The sequence below is a fragment of the Chryseobacterium sp. PTM-20240506 genome (assembly GCF_048296755.1).
GTDB lineage: Bacteria > Bacteroidota > Bacteroidia > Flavobacteriales > Weeksellaceae > Chryseobacterium > Chryseobacterium proteolyticum.
Genome location: NZ_CP182581.1, coordinates 3,327,282 through 3,348,117 on the forward strand (window position 1 = coordinate 3,327,282; position 20,836 = coordinate 3,348,117).

Genomic DNA, 20,836 nt, shown 5'->3' on the forward strand with positions numbered 1-20,836 from the left:
GTATTTTAAAACAAAATTTTAAATTTTTATAAATGAAATCTATTACAATTCAAGGTACAAAAAGAGAAAGCGTGGGCAAAAAGTCTACAAAAGCTTTACGTGATGCTGAATTAGTTCCTTGTGTTGTTTATGGAGGGACAGAACCATTGAACTTCTCTGCAGAAGAGAAATCTTTCAAAGGTTTAGTATATACTCCTGAAGCACACACGGTATCTATTGAAGTTGACGGACAAACAATTCCAGCAGTTCTTCAGGATATTCAGTTCCACCCAATTACAGACAAAATTCTTCATGCTGACTTCTATCAATTATCTGCTGATAAGCCGGTTATTATGGAAGTTCCGGTAAGAGTTACTGGTCGTTCTAAAGGTGTTGTTGCTGGGGGTGTTCTACGTCAGTCATTCAGAAAGCTAAAAGTAAAAGCGATCCCTGCAAACTTGCCGGATGAGATCGTTATTGATATTACTTCACTTAAGATTGGTAACAAACTATATGTTGGTGCTATCAAAACTGAAGGATATTCTTTCATGCACCCTGACAATGCAGTTGTTGTAGCTGTTAAGATGTCTAGAAATGCAATGAAGGGAGGTGCAGCAGCACAAGATGATGAGGATGAAGAAGAGGTTGTAGCTGAAGGAGCTGCTCCAGCAGCTGAGGAAACTGCAGCTGAATAAGAATTGCTTAATAACAATGATATAAAAACCTGTCAATTTTTTGGCAGGTTTTTTATTTTAGATTGCATCTATAATGCTATTCTTTCTTTAGCCTTTCAAAAAAAAAGATGTAAATTTGAAGTGTTCTAAATAAGAACATAATAATTGTAAAATTTATAATAAATGTTTGACATTCAAGAAATAAGAAGTCAGTTTCCTATATTAGATCAGGAGGTCAACGGTAAGCCTCTGGTTTATCTGGATAATGCAGCGACATCACAAAAACCAAACTCCGTTTTAGAGGTTTGGAACCAATACTATACAGAAATTAATGCAAATGTACACAGAGGGATTCATACTTTAAGTCAGCTTGCTACTGAAGAAATGGAGCTTTCGCGAAGAAAGATCCAGAAATTTATTAATGCAAAGCATGATTTTGAGGTGATCTTTACAAAGGGAACAACGGAAGGGTTAAACCTCATCGCTTATATTCTTACCGGAAAGCTGAAAAAAGATGATGAGATCATTATTTCATATTTAGAACATCATTCTAATATTGTTCCATGGCAGTTGCTATGTGAAAGAACAGGTGCAAAGCTTCGTGTGATTCCGATTGATGACAATGGTATTTTACAGCTTGATTATTTGGATCAGTATCTAAGCGAGAAAACTAAAGTTGTTGCCGTAAACCAGGTTTCAAATGCATTGGGGGTTGTAAATCCTATTGAAGAGATTATCTCAAGGACCAGGAGGAATTCCGATGCTTATATCGTTATTGATGGTGCGCAGTCTGCTCCTCATTTCAGAATTGATGTGCAGGCAATGGATTGTGATTTCTTTGTATTTTCAGGGCATAAAATGTACGCTCCAATGGGAACCGGAATCCTGTATGGGAAAGAACATATTTTAGATTCTTTGCCACCGTTTCATGGAGGAGGGGAAATGATTGCCACATGCTCATTCGATGGAACGACCTATGCCGGGTTGCCATTTAAGTATGAAGCAGGAACGCCAAATGTCGGAGGTAATATAGCATTAGGAGCGGCAGTAGATTTTATTGAAAAAGTAGGACACGAAAATCTTCAGAGACATGAGAATGCTTTGTTGGAATATGCTCAAAGACAGCTTTTAGAGATTGAAGGTCTTAAAGTCTATGGAGAAAAGGCCAGAAGAACGGGCGTTGTTTCCTTTAATTTAGAAGGAGTAGGAATATCTTCCGATGTAGGAATGATTCTGGATAAGATGGGTGTAGCTGTAAGGACAGGGCATCACTGCACGCAACCTATAATGGATTTCTTTAATATTGCAGGAACTGTAAGAGCAAGTTTTGCCGTGTATAATACTTTTCAGGAAATTGATCTTCTTGTAGAGGGAGTAAAAAAGGCCAAGAGAATGTTAAGTTAATCGAAATAAAAAAATAAAAAAGCAGTTGTAAAACTGCTTTTTTTATAGGTTTATTATTCCCAAGGAACGCAGTAACATCTTCCTTGTATAATAACCTGGTAATATCCGTAGGCGCATTCCAGGCATATTTCGCCGCCGGCATATATAGCCTTCATTGTTTCTTTGTTTAATTTTTTCATGTTATTTGATTTTTAAAGTGTTAGAAGTTAAATATAATCATAAATTCAAGTAAAACTCTTATGTTTTTTTGTGTTTAATTTTCATAAAAAATAATTATTGTATTAAATTTTACAATTATAATGATATTAATTATTAAATTTAATATAATAAATAAGATGCGTTATGAAAAAATATTTATTTTCTTTTATTTTGGTGTGTGGAATATACAATGCCCAAGTGTTCTCTGAAAATTTTGATGGAAATGTTTTACCATCCGGATGGACGACAAATAATCCCGATACTTCTTTTAATTGGGACGTAGGATCTGAAAATGGCTTCGCTACATTTCCCTCAGGTGCAGCTTTTTTTGATGATGATAATGCAGGACCCTCAAGCATAAACTCCAATGCCAGGCTTGTATCTCCTGTTATTAACCTATCGGCGGTTCAGAACCCTAAACTCTCATTTAAGTATGCTAACATGATTTATGATGATGATTCAACGTTAAAAGTCGAGGTTTTTAACGGAACATCATGGGTACAGGTATTTACTTTTTCGGGGGATGCTGGTCAGTGGGATCTTGATTTTAATACATTTTTATATGTTGTTACAACCTATGAGCAAGCTACGGATATTGATCTTACGCCTTATGCCAATGCTAATTTTCAAATGAGATTTGTATATGACGATGCAGGGGATTATTCTTACGGTGTTGTCGTAGATGATGTTGCCATTACTTCCGGAGCATTAGGTACTTCTGAGGTTTCATTTTCAGATAAGATGCAGGTATACCCTAATCCTGTGAAAGATTTTGTACATATTCAGTCTGGAAACTTAAGATTTGACTCTAAAATCACCGTGCTGGATTTAGCAGGCCGACAAGTTAAGAGCTTTACAGGATTGGCAGACGGATATAATCTTTCTGATTTGCCGAAAGGCAGCTATCTGATTCTGATAGATAATAAAAAGGAAATTATCAGTAAAAAAATTATAAAAGAATAATCTCTGAAATAGCCTCCTAAGCAGGGGCTTTTTGTAATAACAAATCCCTTTCGATAATTATTGAAAGGGATTTATTTTATATTTGGTTGTGAAACTATTAAGGCTTCCAGTCTACAACAGCTCTGATAAAGGCTTCTGCGTTCTCCAGTGGAATGTTTGGCAGAATTCCGTGACCTAAATTAGCAATATAGCGATCCTTTCCAAATCGATGAATCATCTCGTTTACCATCTTTTTTATGGTTTCAGGGGTTGAATGCAATCGGGCCGGATCAAAGTTCCCTTGAAGGGTCATTGTATGATTGGTTAAAGTTCTTGCAAACTCAGGTTTTATTGTCCAATCTACTCCAAGAGCTGAGGCCTTGGACATTGTCATTTCTTCCAGGGCAAACCAGCATCCTTTTCCAAATACAACCACGTGGGTCAATGGGCTTAAAGCTTCCACGATCTGATTGATGTATTTCCATGAAAATTCCTGATAATCATCTGGAGAGAGCATTCCTCCCCAGGAATCGAAAATTTGCACTGCAGATACTCCTTTTTCTACTTTTCTCTTTAAATAGGCGATGGTAGTATTTGTAATTTTTTGAAGAAGCAGATGGGCTGCTTCCGGTTGCTGAAAACAGAATGATTTGGCAATATCAAAAGCTTTACTTCCTTTTCCTTCCACACAATAGCAAAGGATAGTCCATGGAGATCCTGCAAAACCAATCAACGGGATTTCGTTATCTAATTTTAATAAGGTTAATTCTATGGCATCAAAAACGTATCCTAAAGTGTCATTCACATCCGGAACAACAACATTCTGAACCTGCTCCATTGTTCTGATGGGAGTGTCTAGCCATGGGCCTACTGATTCCTTCATTTTAAAGTCGATTCCCATTGCTTGTGGCACTACTAAAATGTCAGAAAACAAAATAGCAGCATCCAGCGGATATCTACGGATCGGCTGTACGGTAATTTCAGAAGCCAGTTCAGGAGTTTGACATCTTGTAAAGAAATCATATTTATCTCTTAATGCAATGAATTCCGGCAGGTATCTTCCGGCCTGTCTCATCATCCACACAGGAGGTCTTTCTACGGTCTCTCCGCGAAGGGCTTTTAAATATAGGTCGTTCTTAATCATAATTTATTTAAATCTGCAGTAAAATTGATAGCGCAAATTTGCTACAGGTTGTTCTTACTTTCTCTTCTGATCATTTCTAAAATGGAAACCAAAGTATTACCTTCTGAAGTGAAAATTTTTTCCCGGGTATACTTTTTTATTTCATTGGAGGTTGTTTCTCCAATAGAAAACAGCTTCGTATGATCTAATGAATTTCGCTTTGCAAAACTACGAACTCCACTTGGACTGAAAAAGACTATGCCATAATATTTTTCAGATATTAACGGATTGATCTCTTCGGTATTATAAACCGTTATCTTTCTGTACTTGATATTTTGTAATGGCAGTTCATTGTCCAGAACATCAATGGCCAGGTTTCCACAAAAATGCAGGAATTGTTCATGTGGACAATGCCCAATGATAAATTCCGAAAGTGCTTCTGCATTTTTCAGAACCTTAAAGGTGCCAAACCCATATTTTCGGAGAATTCTTTTTGTTTTTTCCCCGACGCAATAAATCTTGTTGTAATTTTTTGTCGTAAAATCCTCATTGGGTCTGAACTGATTTTCGAAAAAAGAAGTCACTCCGTTGGCACTTGTGAAAATAAGTGAGTAATTTTTTAAATCGAATGGTTTAACACGAATCGGAGTTGTTTTAATTACCTCAATACAATCAACCCCAATGTCATCTCCTAATTCTTTGGATAAAACAGAGGGGTCTATATTTTTGGTAAATAAGATTTTCATTTGAGATAAAATTGATTGCCGGCAAAAGCCTGAATTTATATCTGGCTCTTTATTTCGGCCATTAATTCCTTGCCTCCGTTTTCGAGTACTATTTTTGCATATTTTTCTCCGAAATTTTCACTCTCATTATATGTGAAATTTTCGTCCGTTGCGATGCAGTTTTTTCCGTCCAGTGAGCAAAGTGCTGCTTTAAAGCGGATCTGGTCATCAAATATTTCAGCAAAGGCTCCGATGGGTGCAGTACATCCTCCTTCAAGGGTACTAAGGAAATTTCTTTCAATCTCAACGCAGATTTGTGTGGGTTTATGATTAATCTGACGTACTATTTCATTGATTTCTTTTTTATCCGAATGTCCGGCAACTGCGATAACTCCCTGAGAAGGCGCTGGGATCATTAAAGGAAGCATCTCGTAATCAATGTCCATTTTCATTCTTTTGATGCCCGCTAAAGATAATATAGTGGCATCAAAATCCTGTTCTTCCAATTTTTGAAGGCGTGTCTGTATATTTCCACGAATATCGGAGAAAGTTGCTTCCGGATAATATTTCAACCAAAACGCTCTTCTTCTCAAGCTGCTTGTTGCTAACTTAAGTTCATGAAACTCTTTATTTTTTGCTGATTCTTTTCTTATTAAAACATCCTGCGGATAATCTCTTTCCAGATATGCGATAAGTTCTGTATGTTGGGGAAGTTTTGTAGGGACATCTTTCAGAGAGTGTACAGCAATATCTATTTCATCATTTAATAATGCGGTATCCAGATCTCTGGTAAAAACGCCTGTAATCCCTAAAGCGTAAAGAGGTTGATTAAGATTTTTATCACCCGAAGAAAGGATGGGCATGATCTCAGTCGTGTAATTATTATTTTGCAGATACCTTGCGACCTCTCTCGCCTGCCAAAGAGCAAGTGCTGAATTTCTTGTTCCTATTCTAATGCTTTTCATTGAATTCGTTGTTTGGTTGTTCAACTAATATTTCGTGCATTAATTTACTAATTTCTTCGGCTTTTAAAGGGTTATCTATGATGTATTTTGCAAAACGGCTGGTAATTTTCTGAATCATCTTTTCAGAAAGTGCCATATCGTCTACATTGATGTATTTATTTTTTCTGTAGAACTGATGCATTTCATTACGCTCCATATTTTTCAGGACCGCTTTGAAATGATGAATGTTGGGAGCGAGTTTTCTTTTTTTCTCCCACTCTATGAAGTCTTTAGACATTTCCTTGATGATCTGTTCTGCTTTTGGAATTTCTTTTTCTCTCTGCTGGATTGTTTCCTGAATTTGTTTTGATAATTCATCCACATCGATCAAGGTTACATTTTTATTATCCGTAACATTTTTTTCAACATTGTGGGGAATGGAAAGATCAATGACCAAAGTTTCTTTTCCGTTTGGAAAATGTGAAGCGTTTACAATAGGATGTTTTGCCCCTGTTGCCACAATCAGAATGTCTGTATTTTTCAGTTCTTTATCGAAGTCTGAATAATCAACGTGAGGAATGGTATATTTCTGAGAAATCTTTTCAGCTTTCTCCTGGGTTCTGTTGGTGATTTTTATTTTAGGCTGATAAACGTGCTTTACAAGATTCTCAACCGTATTTTGTCCGATTTCACCCACTCCTAAAAGCAGAATATTTTTCTCGGTAATCCTTTTTTGATTATTCAGAATGTAATGAACAGCGGCATAAGAAACTGAAGCGGCCCCATTGGATATCCCGGTTTCATTTTTAATTCTTTTTGAAATCTGGATCGCCGAGTTGATCGCTCTTTCCAAATAAGGATTAGAGTTCTTTCTTTCTTTTTTAAAACGGCTGTATGCTTTTTTGATCTGCCCGATAATCTCAAAATCCCCGATGATCTGGCTTTCAAGACCTGCGGCAACCCTGAACAAATGAGTTAAAGCCTCCTCCTTGGTAAGGATATTGGCAAACTGCAAGAAATCAGTAATGTTAACCCCGATCGTTTTACAGTATTCTTCAGCAACCAAAAGATAGTTGGAAGTAGTGGTATATATTTCGGTCCTGTTGCAGGTAGAAACCACAAAGGCATCCCCTAAATTTTCATCGTGAATACGGGTAACGAAATTTTTTATGTTTTCATCAAAAAACGCAAATTTCCCTCGTGTTTCTCCATCTGCCTTTTCGTAGCTTATGGAAAGAACGGCGAAATTTGAAGTTTGATTTGTATGAGTGTTTTGTAACATATCCGAGGGCAAATTTACGCTTTTTTTAATTAAACACTTTCTGAAATTGTGTATGATAATTATCGTGAAAAACTATAAATCCGTTACTGTTCTGAGTTTGGATTGATATTATAAGAAATTAAATTGACCGTTAAAGAATTATTTCAAATTTTAATAAAATTTTAACCAAATTATATGCTTGCCAAATTTTATTGGTAGTGTTTAATTTATATCTTTGTAAACTTAAATCAGAAGAAAAATATGAGTTTATTCGATATGTTTACGCAAGAAATTGCGATAGACTTGGGAACCGCTAACACACTTATCATCCATAATAATAAAATTGTTATAGACCAGCCCTCAATTGTTGCAATTGAGCGATCTACTGGAAGGCCGATAGCTGTTGGTGAACAGGCTAAACATATGCAGGGGAAAACCCATGAAGACATCAAAACAATTCGTCCTTTGAAAGATGGGGTTATTGCGGATTTTCATGCTTCTGAACATATGATCAAGGAGTTTATTAAAAAAATTCCTGGTATCAAAGGTAAATTCATTCAGCCTGCTTTAAGAATTGTAATCTGTATCCCTTCCGGAATTACGGAAGTGGAAAAAAGAGCGGTAAGAGACTCTGCACAGAAAGTAAATGCTAAGGAGGTAAGACTGATTTATGAACCAATGGCAGCTGCAATAGGAGTAGGAATTGATGTTCAAAAACCGGAAGGTAATATGATCATTGATATAGGTGGAGGGACAACTGAAATTGCAGTAGTTGCTTTAGGAGGTATTGTTTGTGACAAGTCTGTGAAAATTGCAGGGGATGTATTCACGAATGATATCGCTTATTTTCTGAGAACACATCACAACCTTTATATTGGCGAAAGAACAGCCGAGAGAGTGAAAATTGAAGTAGGATCTGCTGTTGAAGATCTGGATGTGGATATTGAAGATATTCCGGTACAAGGTAGAGACCTTATCACAGGTAAACCAAAAGAAATCATGGTTGGGTATAAAGAGATTGCCCGCGCATTGGATAAGTCGATCATCAGAATTGAAGATGCCGTAATGGAAACTCTTTCTTTAACACCACCTGAACTGGCAGCTGATATTTATAAAACAGGTATTTATCTTGCAGGAGGAGGTGCATTGTTGAGAGGTCTTGCAGACAGATTACATAAGAAAACAGGTCTTCCTGTTTTTGTAGCTGAAGATCCGTTAAGAGCGGTTGTTCGCGGAACCGGGATTGCACTTAAGAATATGGATAAATTCAATTTCTTAATTAAATAATTTTAACTTTTACGAACACTATCTGAATGGGATTTTTGCTGAGATTATTTTCGAAGAACGCTCTTTTTGTCTTCTTTATTTTCTTGCAAATTATTGCTCTGGTCCTTATATTTTCTAAAAATGCCATGCAAAAATCCTGGATTGCTGGTCAGTCCGCAGCGTTAAATTCCTGGGTTTCCGGTTATATTGATGAAGGGGTTTCTTATTTGAGGCTTAAGCAAATCAATGAAGATCTTGTTGCTCAGAATAAAGCTTTAATGATTGAGCTGTATGGAAAGGATGGTGCTAAAAAGCCGGTCTTCAGAAAAGTTCACGATACTTTAGGAGGTGGCCAGATCTACACCTTTGTGGATGGCGAAATTGTTTTCAACAGTATTAACAGGAGAAATAATTATTTTACAATTAACCGTGGCCGCAGAGATGGGGTATTTCCTCAGATGGGAGTTATGGCTCCGAAGGGAATTGCAGGGATCGTTATAAATTCAACAGATAGTTATGCTTTGGTTCAGTCGGTTTTAAGTGTTAACCGTATCAGGATCAATGCTTCGTTAAAGAAATCTGGGTATTTTGGAACCTTAACATGGAACGGGGATAATTCTAGGGTAATGCATTTGGCAGATATTCCGAAATATGTAGCCCTGAAGATTGGAGATACGATTGTTACTGATGGAAAATCAGCGATTTTTCCCAAAGGGGTAATGATTGGAACTGTGGCAGGATACTCAGTAGATAACAAAACCGGTTTCTGGGATATTTCAGTAGAACTCAGTGAGAAAATGGGTTCCCTGAATAAAGTGTATGTGGTAAAAAGCCTGAAGAAAGCTGAGGTTCAAAAAATCCAGGATACATTACAGGCAGTAATAAAAAAGGAAAATGATTAGCAGAACACTTTTTACGGATATATTAATCATGATCTTTCTTGTTGCATTACAGATTTTTGTATTGAACAGGATCACTTTGTTCGGGAAGTATACTCCCGTGCTATATCCTGTATTTGTCATGTTTTATCCTTTTTTCAGAAATAAATTTCAATTTTTGGCATTGAGTTTTTTAATAGGACTTTCTATTGATGCCTTCTTATATTCATGGGGAATTAATGCACTGGCTACAACACTTATTGCGTATTTCAGAACATTGATCTTCAGGACGTCCACTGATACGTCCACCGACTTCTTTTCTTTTCAATCTCTGCAATGGGGGCAGTTCTTACTTTTTCTATTTTCAAGTATTTTCCTGCACCAGCTTTTAGTACAGTATATTGAGTTCTTTAAGTTCAGCAGATTTTTTGAAATATTGTTTAATGTGTTGGTAACAAGTGTAATTTCCTTTATATTTATAGTTGTTTACGCATTAATCTTTAAAATCAAACAAAAAGTTTGAACACACGTTATTTAAAAATCTTTGCCGTTGTTGCTGTTATTGCCCTTATTTTTGTGGCAAGGCTTGCATATTTACAGTTGTTTACGGACAGGTATGCGCTAAACGCGGCTAATACATCTATCAAAATAGAATATGTGATCCCGCAAAGGGGTGTTATTTTTGACCGGAATGGAAAAATCATGGTAGGTAACCAGCCGGCTTATGAGATCTCTTTCACTCAGGCTTTAATGAAACCTGATTTTGATACTTTGGGATTTTGTAATTTAATGAAGATAAGCAAATCCGACTTCATTAATAAAATCAATACAATCAAGAAAGAAAAATATTATTCTAAGCTCACTCCGATGACTTTTATCAAAGATCTGAGCAGAGAAGATATTGCGAGGGTTCAGGAAATCATCTTTAAATATCCTGCATTCAGTATCGTTTCCAGACCTCAGCGTCAATATGAGGTCTCCACTTCCGGAAATCTATTAGGGTATACAAGTGAGGTTAATGAAAGGGATATAAAAAAGGATTCTCTTTATTACCTGCCGGGAGATTTCATTGGAAAAACAGGAGTTGAAAAATCATACGAAAAAGAACTTCGTGGAGTAAAGGGGATGAAATACATCCAGAAGGATATCAGACTTCGAAACATTGGTTCATACAAAAACGGAGCATTAGATAAGGATGTAATTACAGGAAAAGATATTACTCTGACCATTGATTATGATCTTCAGAGAATGGCGGAGGAAATGATGGTGAATAAACATGGTGCCATCGTTGCCTTAGATCCTAATAACGGGGAGGTTTTAGTGTCGGCGACAGGTCCGGATATTGATCCTAATCTTTTCACAGGGCCTATGAAATCCAAAAATTTATACGCTTTATCTAAAGATACGATCTACGAAAATAAGCCAACATTTGACAGGTCTCTGCAGGCAGGGTATCCTCCTGGTTCCACTTTTAAACTACTTACGGCATTATCTGCTATGCAAATGGGAGTAATGGATGAAAACACGATTTTCCCTTGTGGGGGCGGATTCAATTACAGAGGATTACGAATCAAGGGGCACGGTGGAGCGGAACCTTTAATTCCTTCCATACAGGTTTCAAGTAACTGTTATTTTTCTTATGCATTTTTAGCGATTGTTAATAAATATCCGGGAAATCCATCTAAAGGTGTTGACGAGTGGAAAGCTATTATGAGCAGCTTTGGGGTTGGAGAATTTTTAAACAATGATTTTGCCGTTGGTGCAAGAGGAAGAATTCCTTCCGGAGCATTTTATGAAAAAAGAATGGCATCCATCCTTAAAGCAAGTGGTTCTAAAAAAGACAGTAAAAACTGGGATCCTTTGGCTACAGGTGCTGTTTTCAACGGAATGGGACAGGGGGACGTAATGGTTACTCCTTTGCAGCTTGCCAATTACGTGGCAGCTATTGCCAATAGGGGATGGTATTATACTCCGCATATTGTAAAATCAATTGACGGAAAGCCTAATCCGGATCCGAGATTTAAGAAAAAGCATAAAACTCTGGTTGATCCTAAACACTTTGAGCCTGTTCTTAAAGGAATGGAAGCAGTGGTATTAAGAGGTACGGCAAGAGGATTGAAATCAAATGATTTTACTCAGCTGGCCAAGACAGGGACTGCTCAGGTTCCTCAGGGTAAAGATAATTCCATATTTGTTTTGATTGCACCGGCGGATAAGCCAAAAATTGTAGTGGTTGCTGTAATGGAGCATGCAGGATTCGGTGCTACATGGGCAGGACCAGCAAGTACGGTGATCGCGGAGAAATATATTACAGGAGATCTGAAAAGAGAAAATCTTTACAAAAAGATGACATCTGCCAGCTTTATGCCTGAATATAAAAGACAGTGGATTGTCGATTTAAAACGTAAAGGTTTATACAAAGATCCGAAGCAGGATTCTGTAAAACTTAAAAAAATACAGGACAGTCTGGATTTTATAAAGAAACAGAAAGAAAAATTACAGAAACAGATAGACGCAGAAACTCAAACTAAAAAAGATAAAAAGCAATGAAATGGACAGAAGGATTAGATAAATTAGGCCTTGGTCTATATTTCCTGCTTTGCATTTTTGCGATAGCAAACATCTACAGTGTGGAACCGGCAAGTGGGACCAGACAAGCAGTTTGGTTTGGAATATCTGTTTTTGTAGGGCTCATTATCTTTTTCACCCGTACCAAGTTCTTTGAGAATATGGCAGGGATTATCTATATTATTGGAGTCTTATTACTGATCGGATTGTTTCCCTTTGGAAAAGAAGTTCTTGGGCAAAAGAACTGGTACAAATTCGGACCTTTAAGTTTGCAGCCGGTAGAGTTTGCAAAACTGGGAACAGCATTGATGCTGGCTAATTATGTCTCGGGTCCCGATTTTAATTTAAGTAATAGAAAATCTTTATTGACCTCTCTGGCGATCGTGGGAATTCCTGCAGTTGTTGTACTGGCAATTCCGGATGTTGGCTCACTGCTTGTTTTTGTAGCATTTTTCATTGCATTGTATAGAGAAGGATTAAGTGGATTATTATTCGGGATAGGATTTCTTTTTGCTGCTGTTTTTCTCGTTTCTCTTGCGGTGAATCCTATTTATGTAGTGATTGCTATTCTGGTCATTGCAGGAATTTTAATTGCAATGAACTATTATAAAATGTCCTGGAATGTTATATCCATTTCAAGTATTGCAGGCTCTATTATTCTGTTGTGCGGATTGGCATTTGCAACACCTTATATTTTAGAGAAATTACCTAAACACCAAAGGGAGAGGATAGAGGTTCTTTATAAAGGAGAAAAGGCATTCAGGGATACTTCAGGATATAACCTTCTTTATTCAAAAACAGCAATTGGCTCTGGCGGACTTTTAGGAAAAGGATATCGTGAGGGATCAGTAACCCAGGGCAAATTTGTACCTGAACAGAGTACGGATTATATTTTCTGTACCGTTGGTGAAGAATGGGGATTTGTAGGAAGTGCGGGACTTGTTTTGTGCTACTTATTGTATATTGGAAGGATCTATTACCTTGCAGAGAAGCAAAAGTCTATTTTTAACAGGGTTTTTGGCTACTGTTTTGCTTCCATCCTGTTAATGCACTTTTCGATCAATTTAGGGATGGTTATGGGACTTTTTCCAACCGTTGGGATCCCGTTACCTTATTTTAGTTATGGAGGAAGTTCTTTGCTGGCCTTCTCTACTATGACCTTCATCTTTTTTAAGCTCAACTATTCGGATAAAAACAGTCTGGTATAGAAGCGGTCGTTATTGGTTAGCTACAAAAGGCTTTCTAAAAACTCATCGTTATTATTAAAACTTATTACAAAAATTTCTTTTAAACATCCTGGTATGAAAGAAGCATACGTTATTGATCAGGTTTTTGAAAATGGGGACTTTTCCCAATTTCAAAAAGGCGAATATGAAAATTGTATATTCCGGAACTGCCATCTTGAGTATATGGACCTTTCTTTTTTCAGTTTTAACGATTGTGAATTTATCGGATGTAATCTGAGTATGGCAAAGCTTGTTTCAACAGCATTTCGGGAGGTGGTGTTTAAAGAATGTAAGATGTTCGGGCTTCACTTTGATGAATGCAATGAGTTTGGAATGTCGTTCAGATTTGAAGGGTGTTCTTTAAATAATTCTGTTTTTTATAAAACATCGATCAAGAAAACTTTGTTTAAAAACTCAAAATTGACGGAAGTCGATTTTGCTGAGGCAGACTTATCGAATTCCGTATTTAATAATTGTGATCTTTCCGGGGCAATCTTCGAAAATTCCAACCTTGAAAAGGCTGATTTCAGAACATCTTTCAATTATACTATAGATCCTGCTTCCAACAGGCTGAAAAAGGCTAAATTTTCACTTTCGGAAGTGCATGGGCTACTTTATCGCCTGGACATAGATATTGATCGAAATAGTTAGCTTTTGGCGTTGAAAGAAAGATGTCATCAAATAGAAACCAATTGAAAACAGATAAAACAGAAAGCCATCAAATATTTGATGGCTTTCATTATTTAAATCAATTATTTAAAATTAAAAACTTGTTGCTGTTGATGCTGTAGTTGTAGCTAAGTTATTATAAGCATCTCCCTCTTCATTAATCACTCTCTTTGCAAATCTGAATTTCGGTCCCCAATATGAATCATTAAGTGACGAAATCATAACTCCTTTAGAAGTAGCTGCATGAATAAATTTAATCTCCCCATCCTCAGAAACACTTTCTACAATACCAACGTGAGAGATTCTTCTACCGTGAGAAAAGAAAATCAAATCTCCTTTCTGTAGGTTTTCTTTTTCAACTCTCTCTCCTTCCTGAGATTGAGAAGCTGCAACTCTAGGTAAACTAAGACCTGCTGCTGCTCCGAATACAGAAAGAACAAAAGCTGAACAATCTATACCATTTCTTGTTGTTCCTCCATATCTGTAAGGAGTTCCTAGGTACGTTTCAGCTTCGGTTAGGATATTGTCAATCGTTTTATTGTGTTTGATTGCTTTGGCAATCTCAGAATTTCTTAAAGTATTTTTTGCATTAGATAAAACGGCTGCCTTCTCAGAGATAAAAGAATTGATTAATTGCTTCTTATCCTGTTCCATTTTTCTGGTATCTATAGAAGCTAGTTTGGCATCTGTTTTGTATTCTTTAGTGTAAGTTGCTGGTTTTGAAACTACGTAGTTTGTAACACAAGATTGTAATGACATCGTAGAAACGAAAGCAGCTAAATAAAACAAAACTCTTTTCTTCATATATATTTGATTATCCGTGTTAAATAAGGAATATTTATTTCTAAAAGCATTACAAAAGTAGAGATTCCAACCAAAAGAGCTTCGATATGATTAATGTCAGGTTCTTACTTTAACACATTTTAACATATTATTTACGTATGTTAAAGAAAAACAAACCGCAACATCCCATTTTTGGTGATACTGCGGTTTTTTTTATTAAGATTCTTTAACAAAGTAAAATCTCATTCCTTTAATAATGGGTTAATTTTTACTTTTTGTAGAAAAACGAATAAAAAATATCTTTTAACATCTAGTTAAGATTAATTATTTTGTGAGCTTTACTTTTATATTCTGTCCGTCGCGGATTTCTTCCGTTGCTGATTTGATAATCACATCGTTAGGGCTGACTTCACCAATAATGGTTGTCGTATCACTATTTGAAATTCCGGCAGTAACAGGAACCCAATGGGCAATGTCTTTTTCAACTCTGATAACGAAAACACCTAATGTGGAGTTTAATACTGCTGATGTAGGAACAGATAGGGCTTTATTGTTATCACTTAACGGAAGAATTACATTGGCAACCATTCCCGGCAATAATTTTTTATCATTATTGTAAACATCCATTTCCACGGATTGAGAGCGCAGCCTGTTATCCAATGCTCCTGCAAATCTGGATACTTTAGCGGTAAAGGTTTCTCCCGGGATAGATTGTACAGAGAATTTTATCTCTCCATTCTTATTTAAGCTTCCTGTGTAAGATTCCGGAACATTTACTACCAAACGAAGTTTGTTTTGCTGAACAAGACTGAAAAGGGGAAGCTCGGATCCTTTCCCAGAAGGTCCCACATAGGCTCCTGCACTTACATTTCTGGTTGCTATATTCCCACTGAATGGAGCCCTGATCTGAAGGTAGTTTTTAACATCCATGACTTCTCGATAAGAGGATTTTGCGGCCTCAAGCTGTGCTATGTCAGATCTTTGGGCAGCAAGTGCCTGTTCCAGATCAAGTGCAGATATGGTTCCCGGTGTTTTACTGGTTTCTTTCAAACGATCATATTTCGCTTTACTGGCTATATATATTGCTTCTTTAGATTTTAATGCTGATGCTGCAGCATTTTGCTGCGCATTCAATTCCGGAGCTTCCAGTGTGGCCAGCAACTGTCCTGCTACAACCTCATTTCCTACATCTACATACAGTTTTTTAACAAAACTGCTTATTTTAGCATATACGTCTACTTTCTGGAAAGGCTGAAGTTCCCCGGGAATAGTGGTGGATGAAGCGAAATCTCCCTGCTTAGGATTGATAGCTTCTATTTCAGGTGCTGATGATGTTGCGGTCTTTTTTACTTCCGCTTTGTTTTGTTCACAGCTTTGCAAGCTGAATAATAGAACAACTGCCGGAATGAAATATTGATATAAACGGTTCATATTTAAATTTTTAATAGCCATTTGGTTATTTTATTTTAAAAGTTCTGGTATAAAGTGGATACTTTCTTCATCCTCAGGGTCAAGTGATACGCTTTGGGTAGAAGTTTTTCCCTGTCCCCATGCAAAAGCCAACGGAAGAATAAACAATGCTGCAAATGTAGAAGCAATTAATCCTCCGATTACTGCACGTCCTAACGGAGAGACCTGATCTCCGGCTTCTCCTAATCCAAGTGCCATAGGAACCATTCCTACGACCATTGCTAAGGCGGTCATTACAATAGGTCTGATCCTTAGTGCCGCAGCTTCTCTTGCTGATAGTAAAGCATCTCCATTATGTTTTCTCAGTTGCTCTGCATTCGTTATCAATAGCACGGCATTGGAAATAGATACCCCTACGGACATGATAATTCCCATATAGGATTGAAGATTAAGCGTTGAACCCGCAATAATAAGCAATGCAAGAGAGCCTAATAATACCGCAGGGACAGTTACCAATACGACTCCGGATACTTTAAAAGACTGGAAATTGGCAGCCAGCATCAGAAAGATTACGAGAATGGCAATGATCAGACTGCTTTGTAAACTGCTCAGGGTATCGTTGAGAGTCTGGCTTAGACCAATTAATCCGACATTCAGCCCTCTTGGTAATTCTCCAAGGTTGTTAATCACCTTCTGGACATCTTTTGATGCTTTTCCTAAATCAGTGTGATTTAAATTGGCCGTTACTGTAAGCATTGGCATTGCACCGAGGTTATCTGTTTCCCCGTACGTGTAGCTGTCTTTTATAGTTGCCACATCCCCTAAATTAGGTCTGTTAGAGTTTTTCAGCAAAGGGATTCCTGCAATCTGAGCTTTGCTATTCATTTTATTTTCAGGGATCTGTACCTGTACATTATAGCTATATCCTGCTTTTTCGTCAGTCCAGATGTTTTTTTCGGTGTATCGGGATGAAGAGGTAGAAGCAACCAATGAACGTGAAATGTCGGTCATGTCTACTCCCAGTTGGGCTGCCCTGATCCTGTCTACGTTGATGTCAATCGAAGGGTATTTAATCGATTGCCCGATTTGGACATCTCTTAAGTAGGGTATTTTTTTAAGTTCCTCTGCTATTTTTTTAGCATAAGTTTCGTTAAGCTCTTTGCTTCTGCCTGATAATCTTACTTCAATCGGAGTTGGAGATCCCTGGCTTAATATTTTTTCTGTTAATTCTATGGGCTCAAAGGAAAGCTTCATATCCGGATTGATGCTTTTAGCCTTTTCTCTGATTTTATCTTTAAGATCATCCAGGTTTGCATGGAAGCCTTCATGTAATCCCACTTGTAATACCGTTTCATGTGATCCTGCCATCCAAAGATATATCGGGCTTACAGAAAAAAGATTCGGATGGGTTCCAACATAAGCTGAGGTAATAGAAATGTTATCTTTTCCTACAATATCCTTAATGCCGTCGAGCAGCTTCAGTGTTTGAAGTTCTGTAGTTTCAATCCTCGTTCCATCAGGGATACGCATCCTTACCTGAAACTGGGAGCCATTTACCTGAGGCAGTACGTCTCTTCCTATGCTGTTGAGAAAGAGAGCGACCAGTCCCATCGTTACCAGAATATAAGCCGAGACAATAATTTTCCTAAAGGGCATAATCCGGTCAAGAAATTTAAGGTACCGGAATCTTACCTTTTCAAATAGGCTTACTTTACCATCCCTGTTGCTGTCGATGTTTTGCAGGAGTATTTCTTTCTGGCTCCAGGTGTCTGCTTCATCACTTAGTCCCGCAGCATCAAGTTCTTCTGCTTCGGTCATGGTATGGCCGTCTTTCGCTTTGTGGTGCTTTACTTTCATAATCCAGTTGGCCATTACAGGAACAAAAGTTTGTGCAAGGAAATAAGAAATGATCATACTGAATCCTATTGCCAAAGCCAAAGGCAGAAACAGGGAGCCTGGAATTCCTTCCATTGTAAAAGCCGGGGCAAAAACAGCAAGAATACAGAACAAGATCAAGAGTTTTGGAAAAGCAATTTCCTTACAGGCATCCCAGATAGCTAAGGCTTTTGGTTTTCCCATATCGAGATGCTGATGTATATTCTCTATGGTAACGGTACTTTCATCAACGAGGATTCCGATAGCCAGCGCAAGCCCACTTAGGGTCATAATATTAATGGTCTGCCCGAAGAGATTAAGAAACAGTACCGCTGAAATAATGGAAATAGGAATAGTAAGAATTACAATGATAGCACCCCGTATATCTCCAAGGAATAAAATAACCATGAGTCCTGTCAGCAGGGCACCTATTGTTCCTTCACTCATCAAGCTTTTAACGGAATTGATAACATATGTCGATTGGTCAAATTCAAAGCTTACCTTAACATCGTCGGGAAGATTAGACTGGATCTGGGGAAGTTGTTTCTTAAGATTTTGGACGACATCCCAGGTTGAGGCGTCAGCACTTTTGGCAATACTCAGGTAAACTGAACGGCGTCCATTAACCAATGCGTACCCGGAGGTCATGTCTGCTCCGTCGGTTACCGTTGCTACATCTTTTAAATAAAGGTTTTGTACTCCTCCTTTATATAAAGGAATGTTTCCAAAATCTTTTACGTTTTTGATCATCGTATTGGTTGGAGTAATATAATATTTATCCCCGATGCGTACATTCCCTGAAGGTGCAGTCTGGTTATTAAGACGTAATGCTTCTACAAGTTGATCAGGAGTTAAATTATGCTGTCGGAGTAAATCCGGGTTGGCATTGATTACCACAGTCCGTATATTTCCTCCAAAAGGGGGAGAAGAAACAATTCCGGGAATGGAAGTAAATGTGGAGCGAACATATACGTTGGCTAAATCAAGAAGCTCATTGTTATTTCTTTTATCACTGCTCAAAACAAGCTGCCCCACGGGAAGGGTAGACGCATCAAAACGGATAATGAACGGAGGGTTGGATCCCGGAGGAAATGCTGCCTGGATCCTTGTGGAAAAAGAGTTGAGCTCAGCAGCGGCCTGGGCCATATTGGTTCCCGGATAAAAATTGATTTTCATCAGTGTCAATCCCTGAATGTTTTTAGTTTCAATACTTTTGATCCCGTTTACGAAAAGGAAAATATTGATGTACTGTTTAGCGAAAAAAGCTTCCATTTGTTGTGGAGTATATCCGCTGAAGGGGTGGGAAACGTAAATAACCGGTAAATCCAGTTTAGGAAAGATGTCGACTTTGATCGAATTGGCGGACCGTATTCCAAAGAAAAACAGTCCGGCTACAATCACCAGAATCGTAATGGGTTTTCTTAATGCAAATCTTATTAAGTTCATTGATCTATTATTGATGTAATTTATATTTAACCTTACAGTTCACTTTCGAAAACTGTAAAATCACCTGTTGCGGCTGCTTTTAATAGTAATGCGTTCCAAACGTTGCTAATAGCGATGTCCCTATCTGTCTCTGCTCTTATCAGTGCGTATATGGCCTGGGATAGGTCAACAATATCTGTGAGGCCGTTTCTGTATAATGCAGATCGCTGGATATAAGCATCATTTGCAGATTTTAATTGAGCCGGAACCTGATCGTACACGGTAAGAGCATTGTTCCATTTATTTTCAGACAAATCAAGCTGTGCCTTGAGCTGCTGTTCTGCAAGATCATATTCATGCTTTAGCCCCTGGCTTACATATTCCTGCGCGCTGATTTCTTTTGATAATCTGAAGGTCTGGGTGAAATTCCAGGATACTCCCAGTCCGATCAGGTAATTGCTTCTCGTTGGGTGGATTCCGTCCCAATAAGACATAGAATAGTCATTTTGGTTTTGAGCATATCCGTTACCGAATCCTGAGGCGCGTGTTTGTATAATTCCAACCATGGAAAATGATGGATAGTATTGTGTTCTGAGCAATTGTTTTTCTTCTTCACTTACATCGATCCGGCTCTTGTAAAATGCAAGAAGAGGGTGGTCTTTTAGGACCAAGTTTTTTTCTGATGGCAGATCTGTAGGAATTCTTTTGAGAATGGTGCTGTCAAGTCTGAATTCCTGGGACGGAATACCCATTAACTGCGCCAGTTTATTTTCCTGCTCCTGCTCATTGTCTTTTGCCTTTGTATAAGTGATCATGGCATTGGCATAGTCTGCTTTGGCAAGAGAAAGGTCAACTCCGGGAACGAGCCCGTTTTTTTCTTTAACCTCAACAATTCTCCTAATGGTGTCGGTTCTTCCTAAATTCTTTTCATAGGATAATTTCAGCTTTTTCGCTGCCAGAACATTCAGATAAGCTGCCGCGACTTTTATTTTATGCTGAAATATTTCGTCGGAAAGGTCTCTGGTATCTCTTTGGTTTTTAAATTGAGCCACCTTTATTCTTTGTTTTGCTTTTCCAAATGAAAAGAACTCCCAATTGACATTAGCAAGATACAGGGCTCCGAATGAAGCATTCCAGTTTTGTTCAGGAAGAGGAAGTCCGGAAGAGGCTACTCCGTAACCACCAAATCCATATAAAGGGCCGTTCTGTCCATTTACAGTTCCAAAATCCTGCTGTACACTTAAGTTGAGGTTGGGCAAATACTGCCTTTTGGCTAATTCTACGGATTCCTGCGATGATAAACGGTAGGATTCTTTGGCTTTAATGGTTCCGTAATTGTGAACAGCTGTTTCAAGTGCGGATTGAAGTGTGATGACTTCCTGTGCGCTTACTTTGTTGATTAAAAAAATCGTAGAGACGGATAGAATAAAAGCTCTTAAAAGCATCGAGTATATTTTTTTCTTTATTCAAAGTAAAAAACACATTT

The 20,836-nt window shown here is 37.7% G+C and carries 18 protein-coding genes; 9 read left to right on the forward strand and 9 right to left on the reverse strand.

Annotated elements, in window-relative coordinates; translation table 11 throughout:
- Positions 1–32: 32 nt before the first annotated feature.
- Both ACNFU2_RS14850 and ACNFU2_RS14855 read left to right on the forward strand, forming a co-directional pair.
- Complete coding sequence (locus ACNFU2_RS14850) at positions 33–674, forward strand: 50S ribosomal protein L25/general stress protein Ctc (protein WP_172282044.1); 642 nt, start codon at positions 33–35, stop codon at positions 672–674.
- Between the two features lie 162 nt (positions 675–836).
- Entirely contained in the window at positions 837–2,057 is a 1,221-nt protein-coding gene (locus tag ACNFU2_RS14855) for an aminotransferase class V-fold PLP-dependent enzyme (protein WP_273650368.1), read from the forward strand.
- Between the two features lie 53 nt (positions 2,058–2,110).
- Here the strand turns inward: ACNFU2_RS14855 and ACNFU2_RS14860 are convergent, their stop codons facing one another.
- Positions 2,111–2,236 carry a GNAT family acetyltransferase gene (locus tag ACNFU2_RS14860; protein ID WP_306613336.1) on the reverse strand — a complete coding sequence of 42 codons (126 nt, stop codon included), beginning with the start codon at positions 2,234–2,236 and terminating at the stop codon, positions 2,111–2,113.
- Positions 2,237–2,399: 163 nt separating this feature from the next.
- Here ACNFU2_RS14860 and ACNFU2_RS14865 point away from each other — a divergent pair, with 163 nt between their 5' ends.
- Complete coding sequence (locus ACNFU2_RS14865) at positions 2,400–3,218, forward strand: T9SS type A sorting domain-containing protein (protein WP_273650370.1); 819 nt, start codon at positions 2,400–2,402, stop codon at positions 3,216–3,218.
- Between the two features lie 97 nt (positions 3,219–3,315).
- Here the strand turns inward: ACNFU2_RS14865 and hemE are convergent, their stop codons facing one another.
- From hemE to hemA, 4 genes are read right to left on the reverse strand one after another with little or no spacing between them, the layout of a single operon-like run.
- Positions 3,316–4,341, reverse strand: a complete 1,026-nt coding sequence (gene hemE / locus ACNFU2_RS14870; protein WP_273650371.1) for a uroporphyrinogen decarboxylase — start codon at positions 4,339–4,341, stop codon at positions 3,316–3,318.
- A gap of 41 nt (positions 4,342–4,382) precedes the next feature.
- Entirely contained in the window at positions 4,383–5,066 is a 684-nt protein-coding gene (locus tag ACNFU2_RS14875; protein ID WP_172282054.1) for a uroporphyrinogen-III synthase, read from the reverse strand.
- 35 nt (positions 5,067–5,101) lie between these two features.
- Positions 5,102–6,010 carry a hydroxymethylbilane synthase gene (gene hemC, locus ACNFU2_RS14880; RefSeq protein WP_273650372.1) on the reverse strand — a complete coding sequence of 303 codons (909 nt, stop codon included), beginning with the start codon at positions 6,008–6,010 and terminating at the stop codon, positions 5,102–5,104.
- The gene (hemA, locus tag ACNFU2_RS14885; RefSeq protein WP_273650373.1) at positions 5,997–7,271 is read right to left on the reverse strand and encodes a glutamyl-tRNA reductase; all 1,275 of its coding nucleotides are present in this window, start codon (positions 7,269–7,271) and stop codon (positions 5,997–5,999) included. Before hemA ends, hemC begins: the two co-directional genes overlap by 14 nt.
- A gap of 240 nt (positions 7,272–7,511) precedes the next feature.
- On the opposite strand from hemA, the gene ACNFU2_RS14890 reads away from it, so the two are divergent.
- The 6 genes from ACNFU2_RS14890 to ACNFU2_RS14915 all read left to right on the forward strand — a co-directional run bounded on the left by ACNFU2_RS14890 (position 7,512) and on the right by ACNFU2_RS14915 (position 13,839).
- Entirely contained in the window at positions 7,512–8,537 is a 1,026-nt protein-coding gene (locus ACNFU2_RS14890; RefSeq protein ID WP_034680746.1) for a rod shape-determining protein, read from the forward strand.
- Between the two features lie 26 nt (positions 8,538–8,563).
- A complete protein-coding gene (mreC, locus tag ACNFU2_RS14895; protein WP_273650374.1) occupies positions 8,564–9,418 on the forward strand; it encodes a rod shape-determining protein MreC in 855 nt (284 codons plus the stop codon).
- Positions 9,411–9,917, forward strand: a complete 507-nt coding sequence (locus ACNFU2_RS14900; protein WP_172282059.1) for a rod shape-determining protein MreD — start codon at positions 9,411–9,413, stop codon at positions 9,915–9,917. The genes mreC and ACNFU2_RS14900 overlap by 8 nt, the downstream gene beginning before the upstream one ends.
- A complete protein-coding gene (locus ACNFU2_RS14905; RefSeq protein WP_273650375.1) occupies positions 9,914–11,944 on the forward strand; it encodes a peptidoglycan D,D-transpeptidase FtsI family protein in 2,031 nt (676 codons plus the stop codon). Before ACNFU2_RS14900 ends, ACNFU2_RS14905 begins: the two co-directional genes overlap by 4 nt.
- On the forward strand, positions 11,941–13,170 hold the full coding sequence (rodA, locus tag ACNFU2_RS14910) for a rod shape-determining protein RodA (RefSeq protein WP_172282061.1): 1,230 nt from the start codon (positions 11,941–11,943) through the stop codon (positions 13,168–13,170). Before ACNFU2_RS14905 ends, rodA begins: the two co-directional genes overlap by 4 nt.
- Before the next feature lie 93 nt (positions 13,171–13,263).
- Entirely contained in the window at positions 13,264–13,839 is a 576-nt protein-coding gene (locus ACNFU2_RS14915; protein WP_273650376.1) for a pentapeptide repeat-containing protein, read from the forward strand.
- Between the two features lie 111 nt (positions 13,840–13,950).
- Here the strand turns inward: ACNFU2_RS14915 and ACNFU2_RS14920 are convergent, their stop codons facing one another.
- The 4 genes from ACNFU2_RS14920 to ACNFU2_RS14935 all read right to left on the reverse strand — a co-directional run bounded on the left by ACNFU2_RS14920 (position 13,951) and on the right by ACNFU2_RS14935 (position 20,795).
- A complete protein-coding gene (locus tag ACNFU2_RS14920) occupies positions 13,951–14,661 on the reverse strand; it encodes a C40 family peptidase (protein ID WP_418122174.1) in 711 nt (236 codons plus the stop codon).
- A gap of 303 nt (positions 14,662–14,964) precedes the next feature.
- The gene (locus tag ACNFU2_RS14925; RefSeq protein WP_273650377.1) at positions 14,965–16,071 is read right to left on the reverse strand and encodes an efflux RND transporter periplasmic adaptor subunit; all 1,107 of its coding nucleotides are present in this window, start codon (positions 16,069–16,071) and stop codon (positions 14,965–14,967) included.
- A gap of 30 nt (positions 16,072–16,101) precedes the next feature.
- Positions 16,102–19,371, reverse strand: coding sequence for an efflux RND transporter permease subunit (locus ACNFU2_RS14930; RefSeq protein ID WP_273650378.1), 3,270 nt, complete (start codon positions 19,369–19,371; stop codon positions 16,102–16,104).
- Positions 19,372–19,403: 32 nt separating this feature from the next.
- A complete protein-coding gene (locus ACNFU2_RS14935) occupies positions 19,404–20,795 on the reverse strand; it encodes a TolC family protein (protein WP_418122175.1) in 1,392 nt (463 codons plus the stop codon).
- Positions 20,796–20,836 lie beyond the last annotated feature (41 nt).

Excerpts from the sequence above, each read along its gene's own strand:
- ACNFU2_RS14920 (WP_418122174.1), bottom strand. The coding sequence starts at position 14,661 with ATGAAGAAAAGAGTTTTGTTTTATTTAGCTGCTTTCGTTTCTACGATG.
- ACNFU2_RS14900 (WP_172282059.1), top strand. The coding sequence starts at position 9,411 with ATGATTAGCAGAACACTTTTTACGGATATATTAATCATGATCTTTCTT.
- hemA (WP_273650373.1), bottom strand. The coding sequence starts at position 7,271 with ATGTTACAAAACACTCATACAAATCAAACTTCAAATTTCGCCGTTCTT.
- ACNFU2_RS14925 (WP_273650377.1), bottom strand. The coding sequence starts at position 16,071 with ATGAACCGTTTATATCAATATTTCATTCCGGCAGTTGTTCTATTATTC.
- mreC (WP_273650374.1), top strand. The coding sequence starts at position 8,564 with ATGGGATTTTTGCTGAGATTATTTTCGAAGAACGCTCTTTTTGTCTTC.
- ACNFU2_RS14860 (WP_306613336.1), bottom strand. The coding sequence starts at position 2,236 with ATGAAAAAATTAAACAAAGAAACAATGAAGGCTATATATGCCGGCGGC.
- ACNFU2_RS14865 (WP_273650370.1), top strand. The coding sequence starts at position 2,400 with ATGAAAAAATATTTATTTTCTTTTATTTTGGTGTGTGGAATATACAAT.
- hemE (WP_273650371.1), bottom strand. The coding sequence starts at position 4,341 with ATGATTAAGAACGACCTATATTTAAAAGCCCTTCGCGGAGAGACCGTA.
- ACNFU2_RS14855 (WP_273650368.1), top strand. The coding sequence starts at position 837 with ATGTTTGACATTCAAGAAATAAGAAGTCAGTTTCCTATATTAGATCAG.
- hemC (WP_273650372.1), bottom strand. The coding sequence starts at position 6,010 with ATGAAAAGCATTAGAATAGGAACAAGAAATTCAGCACTTGCTCTTTGG.
- ACNFU2_RS14935 (WP_418122175.1), bottom strand. The coding sequence starts at position 20,795 with ATGCTTTTAAGAGCTTTTATTCTATCCGTCTCTACGATTTTTTTAATC.
- ACNFU2_RS14850 (WP_172282044.1), top strand. The coding sequence starts at position 33 with ATGAAATCTATTACAATTCAAGGTACAAAAAGAGAAAGCGTGGGCAAA.
- ACNFU2_RS14915 (WP_273650376.1), top strand. The coding sequence starts at position 13,264 with ATGAAAGAAGCATACGTTATTGATCAGGTTTTTGAAAATGGGGACTTT.
- ACNFU2_RS14875 (WP_172282054.1), bottom strand. The coding sequence starts at position 5,066 with ATGAAAATCTTATTTACCAAAAATATAGACCCCTCTGTTTTATCCAAA.
- ACNFU2_RS14930 (WP_273650378.1), bottom strand. The coding sequence starts at position 19,371 with ATGAACTTAATAAGATTTGCATTAAGAAAACCCATTACGATTCTGGTG.
- ACNFU2_RS14890 (WP_034680746.1), top strand. The coding sequence starts at position 7,512 with ATGAGTTTATTCGATATGTTTACGCAAGAAATTGCGATAGACTTGGGA.
- rodA (WP_172282061.1), top strand. The coding sequence starts at position 11,941 with ATGAAATGGACAGAAGGATTAGATAAATTAGGCCTTGGTCTATATTTC.